Annotated in this window: 15 protein-coding genes and 1 pseudogene; 6 read left to right on the forward strand and 10 right to left on the reverse strand. The window is 74.4% G+C overall.

Features of this window, described 5'->3' with window-relative positions:
* Positions 1 to 222 precede the first annotated feature (222 nt).
* Positions 223 to 786: a hypothetical protein gene (locus ACFV6I_RS03335; RefSeq protein WP_063349000.1), complete on the forward strand. Its 564-nt coding sequence runs from the start codon at positions 223 to 225 to the stop codon at positions 784 to 786.
* Between the two features lie 65 nt (positions 787 to 851).
* Here the strand turns inward: ACFV6I_RS03335 and ACFV6I_RS03340 are convergent, their stop codons facing one another.
* The 4 genes from ACFV6I_RS03340 to ACFV6I_RS03355 form a co-directional block, all read right to left on the reverse strand.
* Positions 852 to 1,979, reverse strand: coding sequence for a GuaB3 family IMP dehydrogenase-related protein (locus tag ACFV6I_RS03340; RefSeq protein ID WP_063348999.1), 1,128 nt, complete (start codon positions 1,977 to 1,979; stop codon positions 852 to 854).
* Positions 1,980 to 2,149: 170 nt separating this feature from the next.
* Positions 2,150 to 3,652, reverse strand: coding sequence for an IMP dehydrogenase (guaB, locus tag ACFV6I_RS03345; protein ID WP_063348998.1), 1,503 nt, complete (start codon positions 3,650 to 3,652; stop codon positions 2,150 to 2,152).
* A gap of 280 nt (positions 3,653 to 3,932) precedes the next feature.
* Positions 3,933 to 4,649, reverse strand: a complete 717-nt coding sequence (gene shbA / locus ACFV6I_RS03350) for an RNA polymerase sigma factor ShbA (RefSeq protein ID WP_079135824.1) — start codon at positions 4,647 to 4,649, stop codon at positions 3,933 to 3,935.
* 338 nt (positions 4,650 to 4,987) lie between these two features.
* Positions 4,988 to 5,599, reverse strand: a complete 612-nt coding sequence (locus ACFV6I_RS03355) for a response regulator transcription factor (RefSeq protein ID WP_014136228.1) — start codon at positions 5,597 to 5,599, stop codon at positions 4,988 to 4,990.
* 560 nt (positions 5,600 to 6,159) lie between these two features.
* On the opposite strand from ACFV6I_RS03355, the gene ACFV6I_RS03360 reads away from it, so the two are divergent.
* Positions 6,160 to 6,486: a WhiB family transcriptional regulator gene (locus ACFV6I_RS03360; RefSeq protein WP_063348997.1), complete on the forward strand. Its 327-nt coding sequence runs from the start codon at positions 6,160 to 6,162 to the stop codon at positions 6,484 to 6,486.
* A gap of 89 nt (positions 6,487 to 6,575) precedes the next feature.
* Here the strand turns inward: ACFV6I_RS03360 and ACFV6I_RS03365 are convergent, their stop codons facing one another.
* Complete coding sequence (locus ACFV6I_RS03365) at positions 6,576 to 7,571, reverse strand: LysR family transcriptional regulator (RefSeq protein WP_063348996.1); 996 nt, start codon at positions 7,569 to 7,571, stop codon at positions 6,576 to 6,578.
* 144 nt (positions 7,572 to 7,715) lie between these two features.
* Positions 7,716 to 8,189: pseudogene (locus ACFV6I_RS03370) on the reverse strand (inorganic diphosphatase); the annotation flags it as partial.
* Between the two features lie 107 nt (positions 8,190 to 8,296).
* On the opposite strand from ACFV6I_RS03370, the gene ACFV6I_RS03375 reads away from it, so the two are divergent.
* From ACFV6I_RS03375 to ACFV6I_RS03390, 4 genes are all read left to right on the forward strand, one after another.
* On the forward strand, positions 8,297 to 9,115 hold the full coding sequence (locus ACFV6I_RS03375) for a hypothetical protein (RefSeq protein WP_063350496.1): 819 nt from the start codon (positions 8,297 to 8,299) through the stop codon (positions 9,113 to 9,115).
* A gap of 135 nt (positions 9,116 to 9,250) precedes the next feature.
* Entirely contained in the window at positions 9,251 to 9,460 is a 210-nt protein-coding gene (locus tag ACFV6I_RS03380; RefSeq protein WP_063350495.1) for a ferredoxin, read from the forward strand.
* The gene (locus tag ACFV6I_RS03385) at positions 9,450 to 10,817 is read left to right on the forward strand and encodes an NAD(P)/FAD-dependent oxidoreductase (RefSeq protein ID WP_380423423.1); all 1,368 of its coding nucleotides are present in this window, start codon (positions 9,450 to 9,452) and stop codon (positions 10,815 to 10,817) included. Before ACFV6I_RS03380 ends, ACFV6I_RS03385 begins: the two co-directional genes overlap by 11 nt.
* Before the next feature lie 125 nt (positions 10,818 to 10,942).
* Entirely contained in the window at positions 10,943 to 12,160 is a 1,218-nt protein-coding gene (locus tag ACFV6I_RS03390; protein WP_380423424.1) for a cytochrome P450, read from the forward strand.
* A 57-nt stretch (positions 12,161 to 12,217) separates the two neighbouring features.
* On the opposite strand, the gene ACFV6I_RS03395 is transcribed toward ACFV6I_RS03390, so the two are convergent.
* The 4 genes from ACFV6I_RS03395 to ACFV6I_RS03410 form a co-directional block, all read right to left on the reverse strand.
* Complete coding sequence (locus ACFV6I_RS03395) at positions 12,218 to 14,101, reverse strand: CocE/NonD family hydrolase (protein WP_380341972.1); 1,884 nt, start codon at positions 14,099 to 14,101, stop codon at positions 12,218 to 12,220.
* Positions 14,098 to 14,523, reverse strand: a complete 426-nt coding sequence (locus tag ACFV6I_RS03400) for a cupin domain-containing protein (protein ID WP_079136110.1) — start codon at positions 14,521 to 14,523, stop codon at positions 14,098 to 14,100. The genes ACFV6I_RS03395 and ACFV6I_RS03400 overlap by 4 nt, the downstream gene beginning before the upstream one ends.
* 139 nt (positions 14,524 to 14,662) lie before the next feature.
* On the reverse strand, positions 14,663 to 15,397 hold the full coding sequence (locus tag ACFV6I_RS03405) for a Mut7-C RNAse domain-containing protein (protein ID WP_063351639.1): 735 nt from the start codon (positions 15,395 to 15,397) through the stop codon (positions 14,663 to 14,665).
* Positions 15,398 to 15,586: 189 nt separating this feature from the next.
* On the reverse strand, positions 15,587 to 16,852 hold the full coding sequence (locus tag ACFV6I_RS03410) for an MFS transporter (protein WP_380423425.1): 1,266 nt from the start codon (positions 16,850 to 16,852) through the stop codon (positions 15,587 to 15,589).
* Positions 16,853 to 17,114: the final 262 nt, after the last annotated feature.

Below are 17,114 nucleotides of genomic sequence, written 5' to 3' on the forward strand. Positions count from 1 at the left end.
TGGGTGACGGCGTTTCGCCCCGCCCCCAGCCCCCACCCCCAAATACACAAACAACCCCTGTCCCCGGGGCCCGGGACCCCCCGACCCCCCCCCCGGAACCGGGGAATACCGTAAGGGGTGCGGCGCTCCGTGCCCGATCTGTGATCGAAAACTCGCCAAGATCTGGCCGGGGCGCTGCTACCGTTCGGCAGCTCATCGTCTTTCCGGGGGGATCCGACGCCCATGACCGCACCCGCACCGGGCGCTGACGGCCAGTCGGGCCGGCCGCGCACCGCCCAGCACTACTCGGTCACACCCACCCTGGATTCCCCCGAGGGCTACGTCGCGCCCGGTATGCCCGGTGTCCCGGTGGCCGGATACGTCCCCACCGTCCGCTCCCACCGGACGGGCCCGCGCCGCCGCACCGCCCTGGCGGTCGCCCTCGCCGTCCTCGCCATGCTGCTCGGCGGCCTGGCCTACGGCTGCGCGCCGGCCCGGGCCGCGGACAGCCTCGGCTGGCTGGCCATCGCCCTCGCCGCCCTGGTCGCCTTACCGCTCGGCCGGCTCGGCGGCCGCAGCCGGGTGCTGCCGCTGCTCGGCGCGCTGCTCGCGGCCTGCGCGCTGCTGCTCGGCCAGCTGACCGGCCAGCTCCGCCGGGTGCACGCGGCCGGCCCCGGCCCGCGCGGCCTGCCGCACGACGCCCTGGCGCACTGGCGCGCCGAGCTGCGCGCGCTCGACCTCGCCTTCTACGGCATCGCCCTGGTCGGCGGCTTCCTCCTCACCCGCCGCACCGCCAACCGCGGCTGACGCCGGTCCGGACAGCCCGAGGCCCCCGCCGGCGGAACCGACGGGGGCCTTCACCACGACGCGTCTCAGCGGTGGTTGAGCGCCGGGTTGACGGTCACCTCGACCCGCTGGAACTCCTTGAGCTCGGTGTAGCCGGTGGTGGCCATCGCGCGGCGCAGCGCGCCGAACAGGTTCATGGTGCCGTCGGGGGTGTGCGAGGGACCGGTCAGGATCTCCTCGGTGGTGCCGACGGTGCCGAGGTCCACCCGCTTGCCGCGCGGCAGCTCCTCGTGGACGGCCTCCATGCCCCAGTGGAAGCCCTTGCCGGGCGCGTCGGTGGCGCGGGCCAGCGCGGCACCGATCATCACCGCGTCGGCGCCGCAGGCGACGGCCTTCGGGATGTCGCCGCTGTAGCCGACGCCGCCGTCCGCGATCACGTGCACGTAGCGGCCGCCGGACTCGTCCATGTAGTCCCGGCGGGCGGCGGCCACGTCGGCGACGGCGGTGGCCATCGGCACCTGGATGCCGAGGACGCCCCGGGTGGTGTGGGCGGCGCCGCCGCCGAAGCCGACCAGCACGCCGGCCGCGCCGGTGCGCATCAGGTGCAGGGCCGCGGTGTACGTGGCGCAGCCGCCGACGATCACCGGGACGTCCAGCTCGTAGATGAACTGCTTGAGGTTGAGCGGCTCCGCGCCGCTGGACACGTGCTCGGCCGAGACGGTGGTGCCGCGGATGACGAAGACGTCGACGCCGGCGTCCACGACGGCCTTGGAGAACTCGGCGGTGCGCTGCGGCGAGAGCGCGGCGGCGGTGACCACACCGGAGTCGCGGACCTCCTGGATCCGCTGCTTGATCAGCTCGGCGCGGATCGGCGCGGCGTAGATCTCCTGGAGGCGGCGGGTCGCGGCGGCCTCGTCGGTGATCGTGGCGATCTCGTCGAGCAGCGGCTGCGGGTCCTCGTAGCGGGTCCAGAGGCCTTCGAGGTTCAGCACGCCGAGGCCGCCGAGGCGGCCGATGGCGATGGCCTGCTGCGGCGAGACCACGCTGTCCATCGGGGCGGCCAGGAACGGCAGCTCGAAGCGGTAGGCGTCGATCTGCCAGGCGATCGAGACCTCCTTCGGGTCCCGGGTACGGCGGCTGGGGACGACGGCGATGTCGTCGAAGGAGTACGCCCGTCGGCCGCGCTTGCCTCGCCCGATCTCGATCTCAGTCACTTCGAGCCCTTCTGGTTTGTTGCTCATGCCCGCCGGGTCACCCCGGCCGCCCCCAGTATCCCGCACCCCGGTTGCCTCGCGCGCTCGCCTCCGGGGCGCGGGGCCCGCCCCCGGGCGCGCCGAAGGGCCCGGCGCCGCGGTGCGGCGACGGGCCCTTGGGAAGCGCGGACTCAGCGGTTGGAGTAGTTCGGCGCCTCGACGGTCATCTGGATGTCGTGCGGGTGGCTCTCCTTGAGGCCCGCCGAGGTGATCCGGACGAAGCGGCCCTTGCTCTCCATCTCGGCGATGGTGGCGGCGCCGACGTAGCCCATGGTCTGGCGCAGGCCGCCGACCAGCTGGTGCAGCACGGCCGACAGCGGGCCGCGGTAGGGCACCTGGCCCTCGATGCCCTCGGGGACGAGCTTGTCGTCCGAGGCCACCTCGGCCTGGAAGTAGCGGTCCTTGGAGTACGAGCGGCCCTGGCCGCGGGACTGCATCGCGCCCAGCGAGCCCATGCCGCGGTAGGACTTGAACTGCTTGCCGTTGATGAACATCAGCTCACCCGGGGACTCCTCGCAGCCGGCCAGCAGCGAGCCCAGCATCACGGTGTCGGCGCCGGCGGCCAGCGCCTTGCCGATGTCGCCGGAGTACTGCAGGCCGCCGTCGCCGATGACCGGCACGCCGGCCGCCTGGCAGGCCACCGCGGCCTCGTAGATGGCGGTGATCTGCGGGACGCCGATGCCGGCGACCACGCGGGTGGTGCAGATGGAGCCGGGGCCGACGCCGACCTTGACGCCGTCCACGCCGGCGTCGATCAGCGCCTGGGCGCCGTCACGGGTGGCCACGTTGCCGCCGACCACGTCGATCCCGACGGCCGACTTGATCTTCCCGATCCAGGCCAGCGCGTTGTGGCTGTGGCCGTGCGAGGTGTCCACGACCAGGAAGTCCGCACCGGCCTCGACCAGGGCCTGGGCCCGGTCGAACGCCTCGGCGCTGGCACCGACGGCGGCACCGACCAGCAGACGACCCTCGGCGTCCTTGGCGGCGTTCGGGTACTGCTCGGCCTTGACGAAGTCCTTGACGGTGATCAGGCCCTTGATCCGGCCCTCGTCGTCGACCAGCGGCAGCTTCTCGATCTTGTGGCGGCGCAGCAGCGCCATCGCGTCCACCCCGGAGATGCCGACCTTGCCGGTGATCAGCGGCATCGGGGTCATGATCTCGCGGACCTGGCGGCTGCGGTCCGACTCGAAGGCCATGTCACGGTTGGTGACGATGCCGAGCAGCTTGCCGGCCTCGTCCGCGATCGGCACGCCGGAGATGCGGAACTTGGCGCACAGCGCGTCGGCCTCGGCCAGCGTGGTGTTCGGGCCGACCGTGATCGGGTCGGTGACCATGCCGGACTCGGAGCGCTTCACCAGGTCGACCTGGTTGGCCTGGTCCTCGACCGACAGGTTGCGGTGCAGCACGCCGACGCCGCCCTGGCGGGCCATCGAGATCGCCATCCGCGCCTCGGTGACCTTGTCCATCGCGGCGGAGAGCAGCGGGATGTTGACGCGCACGTTCCGGGAGACCCGCGAGGAGGTGTCGACCTGGTTCGGCAGCACCGCGGAAGCCCCGGGCAGCAGCAGGACGTCATCGAACGTGAGCCCGAGCATGGCGAACTTCTCGGGTACGCCTGCGGCGTTGTAAGACATTTGGGGGGTACCTTCCGTGGCCGGCCTATTCCGCTCACGCCCTGAGGGTGGGGCGCGTTCATCGCTCACTCGCAGCAGACCGCCGAAGCCGGGTGGTTTTGGAGGAACCTCCAGGGGAACCCCGCGCGCACCCGCGAAACTTTGGCAACCCGCCCAGGCGCCGATACCCCATGGTACTGGCACGGCGAATGTGTCCTCGTGTGCCCTTGACAACACCGGCCCCCCGTGGCTCATTCCGGCCGGTCAGGACTTAGGTCCGGCCGATCTTGCCAGTCAGGACCTAGGAGGACTCCTCCGCGAGCGCCCGCAGCCGGCTGAGCGCCCGGTGCTGCGCCACCCGGACGGCGCCCGGGGACATCCCCAGCACCTCGCCGGTCTCCTCTGCCGAGAGCCCGGCGGCCACCCGCAGCAGCACCAGTTCGCGCTGACGGGCCGGCAGGTTGGAGAGCAGTTCCTTGGCCCAGGCCGCGTCGCTGCTCAGCAGCGCCTGCTCCTCCGGGCCGAGCGCCTCGTCCGGCACCTCCGGCAGGTCGTCCTGCGGGACGACCGTCGAGCCGGGCCCGCGCATCGCGGCCCGCTGCAGATCGGCGATCTTGTGCGCGGCGATGCCGTAGACGAAGGCCTCGAACGGCCGCCCCTGGTCCTTGTACCGGGGCAGCGCGCACAGCACCGCGACGCAGACCTCCTGCGCGACGTCGTCCACGTGGTGCCGGGCGCCGCCGGGCAGCCGCACGAGCCGGCCGCGGCAGTAGCGCAGCGCCAGCGGATGGACGTAGGCGAGCAGGGCGTCGATGGCCGGGCCCTCACCGCGGACGGCGGCCGCGACGAGCTCGCCCACCAGCGGGGAGCCGCCCGCGCCGAGCACCGGCGGTCGACCGGGGCCGGGCACCGCGCCGGGGCCGCCGGGGTCGGCGTACGACGGATCGCCACCCGGGCCGGAGGGCTCGGCCTCCACCGGGTCCGCCTGGCCGGCCGCACCGGCGACGTCGTCACGCATCGGTCCATGGTGCCTGGTCGCGCGGGAAAACGCGGCACCGCGTCCGGAGTTGTGCACCGGAACGTTATGCGCTGCGGTGCCGTACGGCGTGCCGCCGCGCACCACCGGCCCCTCCTGCACCGTGCCGCCTCCCGCCCCGCCGCCGTCGGTGGTCCCGTCCTTCGCGCCGTCCGCCGAATGTGCTGCGGCCGTGTGGTTCGCCGCAGTGCCTGTCCGCTGGTCCCCGAGGTGCTCCACTACTCCATGGTGCAACCTCGGGACCGTAACGTCACACGCCCGGACGGCGTCCGTCCCGGGAACCGTCGGCGGCGCGCCGCAGCCGGCGGCGCCACCGGCGGTCAGCGGACCAGGCCCCAGCGGAAACCCAGCGCCACCGCGTGCGCGCGGTCGGAGGCCCCGAGCTTCTTGAACAGCCGTCGGGCGTGGGTCTTGACGGTGTCCTCGGACAGGAACAGCTCGCGGCCGATCTCGGCGTTGCTGCGGCCGTGGCTCATGCCCTCCAGCACCTGGATCTCACGCGCCGTCAACGTGGGCGCCGCGCCCATGTCGGGGCTGCGCAGCCGGCGCGGGGCGAGCCGCCAGGTCGGGTCGGCGAGGGCCTGGGTGACGGTGGCCCGCAGTTCGGCGCGCGAGGCGTCCTTGTGCAGGTACCCGCGGGCGCCCGCGGCCACCGCGAGCGCGACCCCGTCGAGGTCCTCGGCGACGGTGAGCATGATGATCCGCGCGCCCGGATCGGCGGACAGCAGCCGCCGGACCGTCTCGACCCCGCCGAGGCCGGGCATCCGGACGTCCATCAGAACGAGATCGGAGCGGTCGGCCACCCAGCGGCGGAGGACCTCCTCCCCGTTCGTCGCGGTGGTGACCCGGTCCACACCGGGTACGGTCGCGACCGCGCGGCGAAGCGCCTCGCGGGCGAGCGGGGAATCGTCGCAAACGAGAACGGAAGTCATGACCGTCGTCCTCCGCAGCTGATCCGCGTCACGTTGAGCCTCCTGGCTGGTACGAACCTCTCCGACACGGCCGATCGGCGACAGAGTCCGTGCTGATCGCCTCAAATTCCCCGCGATCGTTCCCGACGTCCGGCGCCCGCTAACCGCCTCCGCACTTCCAACGACCGTCACTCGAATGAGTTACGGCCTTCGGGGCCATCTCCACCACTGTACGTGGCCAACCCATTACCGATCAGCCGCATCGCGGTGCACACGCCGCACTTTTGCCCAGCTCGCGCGCGGTGGGCGCACGACCCGCACACCGGTGCGGAGTGTCGCGCGCCCGTCGGCCACCCGAATGCCACGCCCGCGCCCGCCGAGCCCCTTGCCCACTTTGCCCGTTTTTATAGCTTTCGTATGGTCATTGACTGTTGTGCCACTCTGTGGGTGACTTGTCCATGGAGTTGCCGTAAGTCATATTTCCAGGTGTCCACACCAGTGCATCGACGCCCGCCGCGCCGCCCAGCAGCAGTCCGCTGAGCGCCGGCCCACGGCCGACGAGCCTCTGAAGGGAATGAGCCATGGCAGATTTCTCCCGCCTCCCAGGTCCCAACGCGGACCTCTGGGACTGGCAGCTCTCCGCAGCCTGCCGTGGCGTGGACAGTTCGCTCTTCTTCCACCCCGAGGGCGAACGCGGGGCCGCGCGGAGTTCACGCGAGGCCAGCGCCAAGGAGGTCTGCATGCGCTGCCCGGTGATCACCGAGTGCGCGGCGCACGCGCTGGCGGTCCGCGAGCCGTACGGCGTCTGGGGCGGGATGACCGAGGACGAGCGCGAGGAGATGCTGGGGCGTTCGCGGCACCGGCTGGTGGAGGTCCCGCTGACCCCGCCGGCGATCGCGCGGCGCTAACCCCGCCTCCACGGCGCGCCGTGAAGAAACGTTTCCTCGCGGCGTTTCGGACTGTTCAAGCCCGGTCCAGAACGCTCAGGCCCCAGAGGTCAGCGCCCGGCCGACCCCGCCAGCCGCTCCAGCATCAGCGCCACGGCCGGCACCTCGGCCAGATCCGGCAGGGTCAGCGCGACCACCTGCCGCACCGCCGGCGCCCCCGCGGCCGTCCGCACCGGCACCGTCGACACCCCGTCCGGGCGCACCGACTGCAGCGCCAGCCGGGGCAGCACCGCCACCCCCAGTCCGGCCGCCACCAGGCCGACCACCGCCGGATAGTCGTCGGTCGCGAAGTCGATCCGGGGCTCGAAGCCCGCCGCCGCGCACAGCTCCACCAGGTGCCCCCGGCACTGCGGGCAGCCCGCGATCCACTGCTCCCCCGCCAGCTCGGCCAGCTCCACCGGCCTGCCGCGCCCCGCCAGCCGGTGCGCGGCGGGCAGCAGGCCCACCAGCGGGTCGTCCAGCAGCGGGGTGACCACCAGATCGGACCAGTCGGAGCCGGCACTCAGCTGCTGCGCCTCCAGGTTGGCCTCGGCCCGCGCCTCGCGCGGCGTCCCGTGCGCGGGCGCCGGCAGCGCGGCGCCGCCGTCGGACTGCGGGTAGCGGAAGGCCAGCGCGATCTCGCACTCGCCGCCGCGCAGCATCGCCAGCGACTCCGGCGGCTCCGCCTCGACCAGCGACACGCGCACCCCCGGATGGCTGTCCCGCAGCCGGGCGACCGCGGGCGGCACCAGGGTGGAGCTCGCGGTCGGGAAGGAGACCAGTCGCACCCGGCCGGCCCGCAGCCCGGCGATCGCGGCGATCTCCTCCTCGGCGGCGGAGAGCCCGGCCAGGATCCCGGTGGCGTGCTTGAGCAGCACCCGCCCCGCCTCGCTGAGCTGCATGCCCCGGCCGCAGCGGACCACCAGCGGGGTGTCCACCGACTTCTCCAGGGCCTTCATCTGCTGGCTGATGGCGGGCTGCGTACAGCCCAGCTCGCGAGCGGCGGCGGAGAAGGAGCCGGTGCGGGCGACAGCACGCAGGACGCGCAGGTGACGGGCCTCGATCATGCCTTAGTTATAAGGCAATCTTTGCCAATGGCAAAATTCCACTGATGATTGAAGCCTCAAACGCCGGACACGCCGGAGGCCCCCGCGCGCCCCCCCGGGGCCCGCGCGGGGGCCCGGATACCCCGGCCGGGCGACGCGCGTCCCCGCCGCGCGCGCCCGGGACTCGGCGATCTGCGCGTACGCGGCCTCCCGGTCCGCCCAGTGCGAGCCCTCGACCGACTTGCCGCGCTCCAGGTCCTTGTAGACCTGGAAGAAGTGGGTGATCTCCAGCAGGTCGAACTCGCGCAGGTCGCCGATGTCCCGCAGGTCGCCGTAGCGCGGGTCGTGGGCGGGGACGCACAGCACCTTCTGGTCCGGCCCGCGTTCGTCCCGCATCACCCACATGCCGACCGCCCGGCAGGTGATCACGCACCCCGGCACGGCCGGCTCGCCGCCGAGAACCAGCGCGTCCAGCGGCTCCGCGTCGCCGCCGAGGGTGCCCTCGACGTAGCCGTAGTCCACGGGGTAGCGGGTGGCGGTGAACAGGGTGCGGTCGAGGCGGATCCGGCCCGCCGCGAAGTCCATCACGTACTTGTTCCGCGACCCCTGCGGGGTCTCGATCAACACCTCGAACTCCACCGCGGCCTCCTCCTCTGCGCCTGGGGAGATTGTCCGCCGTCCCGGCCGTCCGGGCACCCTCCGCAAACGCCCTCCGCGGCCCGGCGGGGTCCGTTAGCATCCGGATCATGGGGAGTTGGCGTGTCACCGTCCAGAACCACCACCGGCGCAGCGGCGGGCGGCCCCAGGGGCGCCCGGAGGGGCCGCTGGCCCGCCGCGGCGACCTGGCGCTGTACGGCCGGAACGGCGAGATCAGCTGTGTCGACGCCGAAGGCCTGGTCCGCTGGCGCCGCCCCTGTGCGGGGCGCCCGAACGCGGCCCACCTCTCCGGCGGCCGGGCGCTGGTCACCACCGACTCCTTCGAGTACACCGCCTGGGGACACCTCGGCCCGGCCCTGCTGCTGGACCTCGACGACGGCGCCCTGGTCGCCGAACTGCGCGGCGAGCGCGGCACGGCCCTGGGCGACGGCCGCTTCGTGCTCGGCCTGGAGGGCTACGGCACCTTCGACACCTGGGCCTACGACCGGGACGCCACCCTGGTCGACTCCTGGCGCAGCTACGGCCACTACGTGGTCGGCGACGGCCTGCGCGTCGTCGAGACCGACCGCCGCCGGCCGACCGGGAGCCGGGTGGTGCGGCTGCTGCCCGGCGGGGGCATCGAGAGCGGCCCGCTGCTCGCCGACCCGCAGGCCCCCGCGCCGGTGGTGCTGGCCGACGGCACCGTCCTGGTGCTGGACGCGGGGGTGCTGCGCGCCGTCGGGCGCGACCTCGACGCCACCGTGCTCGCCGAACTGCTCCCGCTGTCCGGCGACGACCTGCACCGGTTCACCGGCACGCTGCGCCGCACGGCCGACGGCCTGGCCGTGACGCTCGTGGAGCGCCACCCGACCCGGATGGGCGGCTACACCACCCACCGCTGGACCCTCGGGCTGGAGTCGCCGAACTAGCACGGCCAGCAGGCTTCCTGGCCCCCGGCGTTCCTCGGCGGCCACTCTCCGCGACCGCTCCCACGGAGCAGCACCGGGCGCGCGGCCGCTCCGGCGGCGGTAGGACGGACACAGACGTGCCCGGGAGGAGAGACCGTGAAGATCGTCGTCGACCTCAACCGCTGCCAGGGCTACGCGCAGTGCGCGTTCCTCGCTCCCCGAGTGTTCGAGCTGCACGGGGAGGAGGCCCTGCTCTACACCCCGCAGGCCCCCGAGGACCAGCGTGACCGCGTCCGGCGGGCCGTCGCGGCCTGCCCGGTGCAGGCCATCCTGGTCGAGGAGGAGGACCGGTCCGATGTCCGATGACCTCAAGAACGGCCGGATCGTCATCGTCGGCGCCTCGCTGGCCGGTCTGCGCGCCGCCGAGACGCTACGGGACGAGGGCTTCGCCGGGCAGCTGACCGTGGTCGGCGAGGAACGCCTCCCCCCGTACGACCGGCCGCCCCTGTCCAAGCAGGTGCTGCTCGGGCGGGTGCGCGCCGAGGAGACCGCGCTGCCCCGGCGCCGCGACGTGGGCGCGCAGTGGAAACTCGGCGTCCGCGCCACCGGTGTGGACGGGGACGGCAAGCAGGTCCTGCTCGCGAACGGCGAGCAGCTGCCCTACGACCGGCTGCTGATCGCCACCGGCACCCGGGCCAGGCCCTGGCCGAAGGCCGAGCAGGCCGCACTCGACGGGGTGTTCACCCTGCGCACCGCCGAGGACGCGGCCGGCCTGGCCGAGCGGCTGGACGCCGGCCCGAAGCGGGTGCTGGTGATCGGCGCCGGGTTCACCGGCTCCGAGATCGCCTCCGCCTGCCGGGAGCGCGGCCTGGCGGTGACCGTCGCCGAGCGTGGCCCCGCCCCGCTGGTCGGGGCCCTCGGCGGGGCCTTCGGCGCCCTCGCGGCCAAGGTCCAGCTCGCCCACGGGGTCGACCTGCGCTGCGGGGTGACCGTCTCCGCGCTGACCGGCCAAGCAGGCCGGCTCACCGGCGCCGAGCTCTCCGACGGCAGCCGGATCGAGGCGGACGTCGCCGTGGTCGCCCTGGGCGCCGTCCGCAACACCGAATGGCTGGCCGAGTCGGGTCTCGCCGCCGGTCCGCGCGGGGTGGCCTGCGACGCGGGCTGCCGCGCCTTCAACATGTACGGGATCGTCACCGACGACGTCTTCGTCGCGGGCGACGTCGCCCGCTTCCCGCACCCCCTCTTCGAGTACCAGCTGCTCTCCCTCGAACACTGGGGCAACGCGGTCGCGCAGGCCGAGGTGGCGGCGCACAACATGGTCAGCCCGGGGCCGCAACGGCGGCCGCACCTGAGCGTGCCGTCCTTCTGGTCCAGCCAGTTCGGGCTCAACATCAAGTCCGTCGGCGTGCCCACCTTCTCCGACCACGTGGTCCTCGCCCAGGGCTCGGTCGAGGAGCGACGGCTCGTCGCGGTCTACGGGTACCGGGGCCGGATCACGGCCGCCGTCAGCGTGAACCGGGCCAAGTGGCTGGAGCACTACCAGCGGCTGATCGAGGCCGCCGCGCCGTTCCCGCCCGACTGGGACGGCGTGGAGCCGCCCGCCTCCCGCATCCCGGTCCCGTCCGACGTGCCCGACCCGAAGGTGCTCTCGCACGGCCCGACCGTCGCCCTCACCGGCCACCTGCCCGACCGGCGGCTGACCCTGCGGCGCTGGGGCGGCTGAGCCCACCCGCCACCACTCGACGGGCGCACGCCCACCGGGCCCCGCCACCCGTCGAGGACCACCACCACCGCCGCCACCGCCCGTCGAGGACCACCACCGCCGCCACCCCCGAGGAGCCACCGCGCATGGCCGCCGCCGACACCCTGTTCCGCCGGATCACCGACTACGCCAACCGCGCCGACCCCTACCCCCTGTACGCCGAGCTCCGCGACCACGGTGTGGCCCGCCAGGACGACGGCAGCTACCTGGTCGGCACCTACCACGAGGTCGCCGCGCTGCTGCACGACCCGAGGATCAGCTCGGACCGCCGCAACCGCACCGTCCCGGACGAGCTGCAGGGCAGCGTCCCGGTCGCCTTCATCGGCCGGGACGACCCCGAGCACGAACGGCTGCGCAGCATCGCCATGCGGCCCTTCGGCCCGCCCCACGCGCCCGACCGGGTCGACGCCATGCACGACGAGATCGCGCGGATCACCGGGGAACTGGTCGACGGCCTCCGGGGCCGCGACCGGATCGACCTGGTCGAGGACTTCGCCTACCCGCTGCCGGTCACCGTCATCTGCCGGCTGCTCGGCGTGCCGCGCGAGGACGAGCCGCGGTTCCACGCCTGGTCCGAGACGCTGATCGCGGGCTTCGACCCCACTCCCGACAGCGATCCGTCCGAGCGCCAGCAGGCGGCCACGCAGGCCCGGATGGAGATGGGGCTGTACCTCGGCGAGCTCGCCGAGAGCCGCCGGGGCAAGCCGTCCGACGACCTGCTCTCCGCCTTCGTCAACGACCCCGGCCCGTCGGGCGGCTTCACCCAGACGGAACTGATGGCCACCGCGGTCCTGCTGCTCATCGCCGGGCACGAGACAACCGTCAACCTGATCACCAACGGCGCGCTCACCCTGCTGCGCCACCCCGAGAGCCTGGAACTGCTGCGCGACAAGCCGGAGTTGATGCCGCGCGCGGTGGAGGAGCTGCTGCGCTACGAACCCCCGGTCCAGCTGTTGCCGCAGCGCACCGCGCTCACCGACATCGAGGTCGCCGGGGTCACCGTCCCCAAGGGCGCGCCGCTGATCCTGGTGCTCGCCGCCGCCAACCGGGACCCTCTCCGGTTCCACGAGCCCGACCGCTTCGACCCGACCCGCCCGGACAACCAGCACCTCGGCTTCGGCAGCGGCGTGCACAGCTGCTTCGGCGCACCGCTCGCCAGGGTCGAGGCGCAGCTCGCGCTCACCGCGCTCATCCACCGCCTGGACGGCCCCCGGCTGCTCCAGGACCCGCCCGAGTACCGGCGCAGCCCCGTCCTGCGCGGGCCCCGGCACCTGCCGCTCGCACTCTCCGGGGTCAGGGACTGAGCAGCCCGGGCCCGGGAGGCGGCATCGGCCTCCCGGGCCCGGGCGCGTTCGGCGGCGCTACGGGGTGCTGCGCACCACCGGCAGCTCCAGGAAGGACGGGTCGGCTCCGCCGTGCCCGATCCGGTAGCTCGCCCGGCCGTCGGCCGGAAGCAGCTGGAAGGAGTCCGGGTTGGCGGCGGCGACGGTGAGCCGGATCCGCTCGCCGGCCCGGAAGAGCACCGCGACGGGTTGCAGGTCGATGGTGACCTGCCGGGCCCGGCCCTGCGGGAAGGGCGCCGCGTCGGTGGCCGCGTAGCTGCGGGGCGTGCGCAGCCGGCGCCAGTCGGGATTGTCGTCCCGGTCGGCCACAGCCCGGTCGGCGAGGGCGAGTTGACCCTCGGTCAGGTAGGTGACCCGGCCGTCGGGGGCGACGTCCTCCAGGTAGACGTGCAGGGCGCCCTGGGCGGTGCCGTCGAGGCCGGTGACGTCGAGCGTGACGCGGCCGTTGCCGGTCACCCGGGTGTCGCCGGTCAGCGGCGGGGTGGTGTAGCTGAGGAGTTTGGCGTCCACGGCGGCCCGGTCGGGGTAACTGACCTGGTTGCCGGTGAGGTTGGTGTTCCAGCGGTCCAGTGGGCCGGTGCCGGCGGTGGGGTCGAGGCGCAGCAGGTCGGCGCCGGGGCGGTCGTCCGGCTCGGGCCGCCGGCGGCTGAGCGTGGTGTCCTCGCCGAGGTAGAGCCGCTGCGGGCGGGTGCCGGGCAGCGGCCAGCGGGTGGTGGTGCGCCAGACGCCCTCGTTGAAGGTGTAGTAGTGCAGCTGCCGGGTGCCGTCGGGGCGGCCGTCGGCCCGTACGTAGCGGTCGAAGAAGTCGAACGTCCGCTGGGCGATCTGGGCGCGTTCCTGGTCGGTGAGGTGGCGGGCGGGCTGGAAGGGGTCGGCGAGGTAGCCCTGGCCGTGGCTCCACGGGCCGATCCAGGCGTCCTGGGTGTTGGACAGGCCGGTGAACTGGGAGAGCACGCCGTTGGCGGTGCCCGCGTCGAGCCAGCCGGCGTCGGTGAGCACGGGGACGCCGCCGGCCTCGACGGCGTCGGCCTTCTCGCCGACGCTGCCGACCGTCCAGCTCTTCGGGCCGTCCTGGTAGTCGCGGTAGACGCCGGCCTCGGCCATGTCGACCAGGTTGGCGTTGCCCGCGTGCTCGGCGCGCGCGGCGGCCAGCAGGGCCGGTCCGTCCGGGCCGTCGACCGGCCGGGGCACGGCGCCGGTCAGGCCGGTGGCCGCGCAGACCTGCCGGGTCTGCTCGTCGGTGTCGCAGGTGGTGCCGCCGGCCTGGTCGAGGATGCGCAGCAGCAGCGCGTACGGGGCGATCCGGGGCTCGATGAGCAGGCCGCCGGGGCGTACCAGGTCCTCGTACGGGTCGAAGTCGTAGGAGATCGGGGCGGCGGCGGTGATGTGGTGGTTGCCGAGGGCGGTGGCGAGCATCGCGGTGTCGCCGCCGTAGGAGACGCCGGTGGTGCCGACCCGGCCGTTGGACCAGGGCTGGGCGGCGATCCAGTCGCTGAGCGGGCCGCTGTCGGCGACGGTGTCGGCGCCGAGTTCGGAGCTCAGGGTGCCGAAGGAGGCGCCGGTGCCGCGCAGGTCGGCGACCACGTAGGCGTAGCCGTGGGCGTTCCAGCCGTCGGCGTCGCTGCTGCGGCCGCCGTTGCCGGGTGCGCCGGGGTAGACCCGGGCCCGCCAGTAGCGCTGGGTGACCAGGACGGTGGGCAGGTTCGCGCCGGCCGTGGTGCCCTCGGGCAGCCAGACGTCGACGGCGAGGCGGACGCCGTCGGGCATCGTGACGTAGCGCGACTGGAGGTGCGGCTCGGCGGCCGGGGCGGCCGCGGCGGGCGCCACTGCGATTCCGAGCACGGCCGCGGCCGCTACGAGCGCCGCCAGCGGGCGGCGCAGGATCCCCCCTGCCCGGCTCACCGGGAGGTCGCCTTCCAGGGGCCTTCCTCGGGCCTGGCCTCGGTGTCGGTGCCGGGCCAGGGCGGCATGGTGACGGCGGCGATCCGCAGCGGCCGGTCGGCGTCCTCGTCGGCCCGGAACTGGAACGCCGTGCCGAGCGGGATCGAGGCCGCCGTCCCGGGCACGAGCCGGACGGTCTCCTCCCGCCCGCCCTGGCGGCGCCACAGCTCCCCGGCGCCCTCGACGACCTGCCACAGCTCCTGCACGGTGGCGTGCGACACCGCGTGCGACACCTGCCCGGGGGCGAGCTCGAACACCGCGAGGCTCCCCTGTCCGTCCAGGACCAGCAGCGGGAACACCGCGGCCCCGTCCGGTGCGCGCACCACCTCGACGTCATCGACGTCCGCTGTCTGGAACGGTTGTTGCACTGGCTGACTGCTCATCCGACCCGGCCTCTCTCGCGTCACGGAGTACCTTGGTCTCGTCCCCCACCGCCGATGAGAACACGCCTCTGCGCCCGGCCGCCACCCTGAGATGTCCCGTAGTTCGACGCGCCGACCTCGCGCCGGTCTCGCGCCGGTCTCAGCCCCCGGCGGGTGTGCCGAACTCGCGCAGGGCGTCGGTGACGATCGCGTCCAGCCGGGCGTGGTGGGCGCCGCGCCAGTAGGCCTGGCCGCAGTCGACGCACTGGGCGAAGACGTCGTAGGAGCGCTCGGTGCCGTCCCGCAGCTGCTCGCGCACCGAGGTCTTGTCGGCCTCGCGCAGCGTGCCGTTGCAGGTGGTGCAGCGGCTCCACGGATCGAGCGGGGGCGCGAAGCGGGAGAGCACGTCGCGCAGCTGCTCGTTGGGGCGGTGGCTGTAGACGTAGGCGCCGGCCCACAGTTCGCGGCGGCGCAGCAGCCCCCGGTCGCGCGAGAGCAGGACGCGCTGCTCGGCGGCGGAGCGGGCGGCGAGCGCGGCGTCGCCGATGTCCGGGTTCTCGTAGGCGGCGTCGACGCCGAGCAGGCGCAGCCGGCGGGTGAGGGTGCCGAGGTGGACGTCCAGCAGGAAGCGCGGCGGGGTGGGCGAGGGCTGCGGCCGGTCCACGGCCCGGACGGTGACGTGTTCCTCGTCGAGCGGCACGTACGACCCGGGCACCGGCCGGCCGTCCACCAGCAGGGTGCCGACCTCGGTGAGCGGGACGCCCAGGGACTCGACGACGTGGCCGAGCGTCGAGGTGCCGTCGGTGCGCAGCGCCGAGCGGCCGGCCCGCCGGGGCCCGGAGACGAAGAGGTGCAGCTCGGGGGCGAAGTCGAGCCAGATCTGGGGTCGGTCCACGCGGCCAGCATGCCAGCGGGCGGCGGCCCGGGCCACCGGTTTCCGGTCAGCCGTCGGAGCATTCTCGGGCGGGCTCGCGGTGGGGGCGGCGGGCGACTGGGGCGGGGCCTGGTGGGCGGGGCGGCGAGGAGGGCGCCGGGGCGGCGGGGAAGGCCGGTGAGAAGGGCACCCGGCCGGCGCGGGCGGCCGCTACGGGACCGCGACGGCGGAGGCGACCGGCGTCGGGCGGCCCCGGTCGCGGTCCCGCTCGGCCCAGCGGACGACCGGCCCCATCGCGTACCCGGCCGCCAGGAAGAGGCCGCCCAGGACGAGCCAGCCCGCGAGCCCGCCGTCCAGCAGCAGGGTGGTCAGCAGCAGCGGCCCGAGGGTGCGGGCGACGGCCACGCCGGTGCCGAAGAAGCCCTGGTACTGGCCGATCCGCTCGGGCGGGGCGAGGTCGAAGCTGATCTGCCAGGAACCCGCCGACTGCCGCATCTCGCCGATCACCTGGAGGACGGAGGCCGCCACCAGCAGCGCGGCGACCGCCCACACCGGGACGTCCAGGGCCGACAGGCCGAACACCGCGCAGGAGGCGAGCAGCACCACCCCGGCCGAGCGGACGGCCCGCGCGGCCGAGCCCAGGCCGGTGACGCCGCGCGCCGCCCGGACCTGGAAGGCCAGCACGGCCAGGGTGTTGAGGACGAACAGGGCCGAGCCGAGCCAGCTGATCCCGGGCGCCCGGTCGGCGATCCAGAGCGGGATGACCAGGCTGAGCAGCGGCATCCGCAGCAGCAGCACGGTGTTGACCAGCGCGACGGCCGCGTACCGGCGGTCGCGCAGGACGGCCAGCCGGGGCCCGGCGGCCGACCGGGCCGGGGCGGGCGGGGCTTCGGGCAGCCGCAGCAGGATCAGCGCACCGGCCAGGAAGCCGAGCGCCGTCACCACGAAGGCGCAGAGGAACGCGGCCCGGGTGCCGACGGTGAGCGCGATGCCGCCGATGGCGGCGCCGACGGCCAGCCCCCCGTTGAGGGTCGACTGGAGGTGGGCGAGCAGCCCGGTGCGCTGGGCGGGCGGCACCAGGGTGGCGACCAGCGCCTGCCGGGCGGCGGTGAGCCCGGACTGCGTCGTGGCGTAGAGGCAGACCGCGACCAGGAACGGCCCGTAGGAGCGGATCACCAGGAAGGCGGCGACCACCACCGCCGTGGCCAGGGCGAGCGCCACGGCCGTCCGGCGCGGGCCGCGGCGGTCGGCGAGGGCGCCGAGCGGGACGCCCGCCAGCGAGCCGAGCGCCCAGGCCACGGCGAGGCCGGCGCCGAGGGCGGTCGCCGACATGCCGACGACGTGGGTGAAGTAGAGCGCGGAGCAGGTGTAGTAGGCGCCGTCACCGACGGCGCTGGCCAACTGGGCTGCAGCGAGGGCCCGTTGGGGCCCTGCGGGCGGGATGAGGGCGGGCGCCGGGGCGCTGCTGGTCGACACGGGTCTCCTGGCTGGGGGCGGCGCGCGCGCCGGGTGTTCGCAACGGTTCGCGGCCCAGCCTAGGCAGGAGGCGGACCGGCGGTAAGGTCCAGTGATCACGGAACTCCTTGGTCCACTTCCGGGCCCCACCGCACCGGCGGGCGAGCCCTGAACCCCCGTACGACGGCGGCGAATCGCTCCTCCCGCGGGCCCGGAACCGGCCCCGGCCGTACCGCCGCCGCCCCCTCCGTACCCGCTCCGAATCCGCCTCGCCCAGCGGCCT

It is taken from the genome of Kitasatospora sp. NPDC059803, from assembly GCF_042732255.1.
Taxonomy (GTDB): Bacteria; Actinomycetota; Actinomycetes; order Streptomycetales; family Streptomycetaceae; genus Kitasatospora.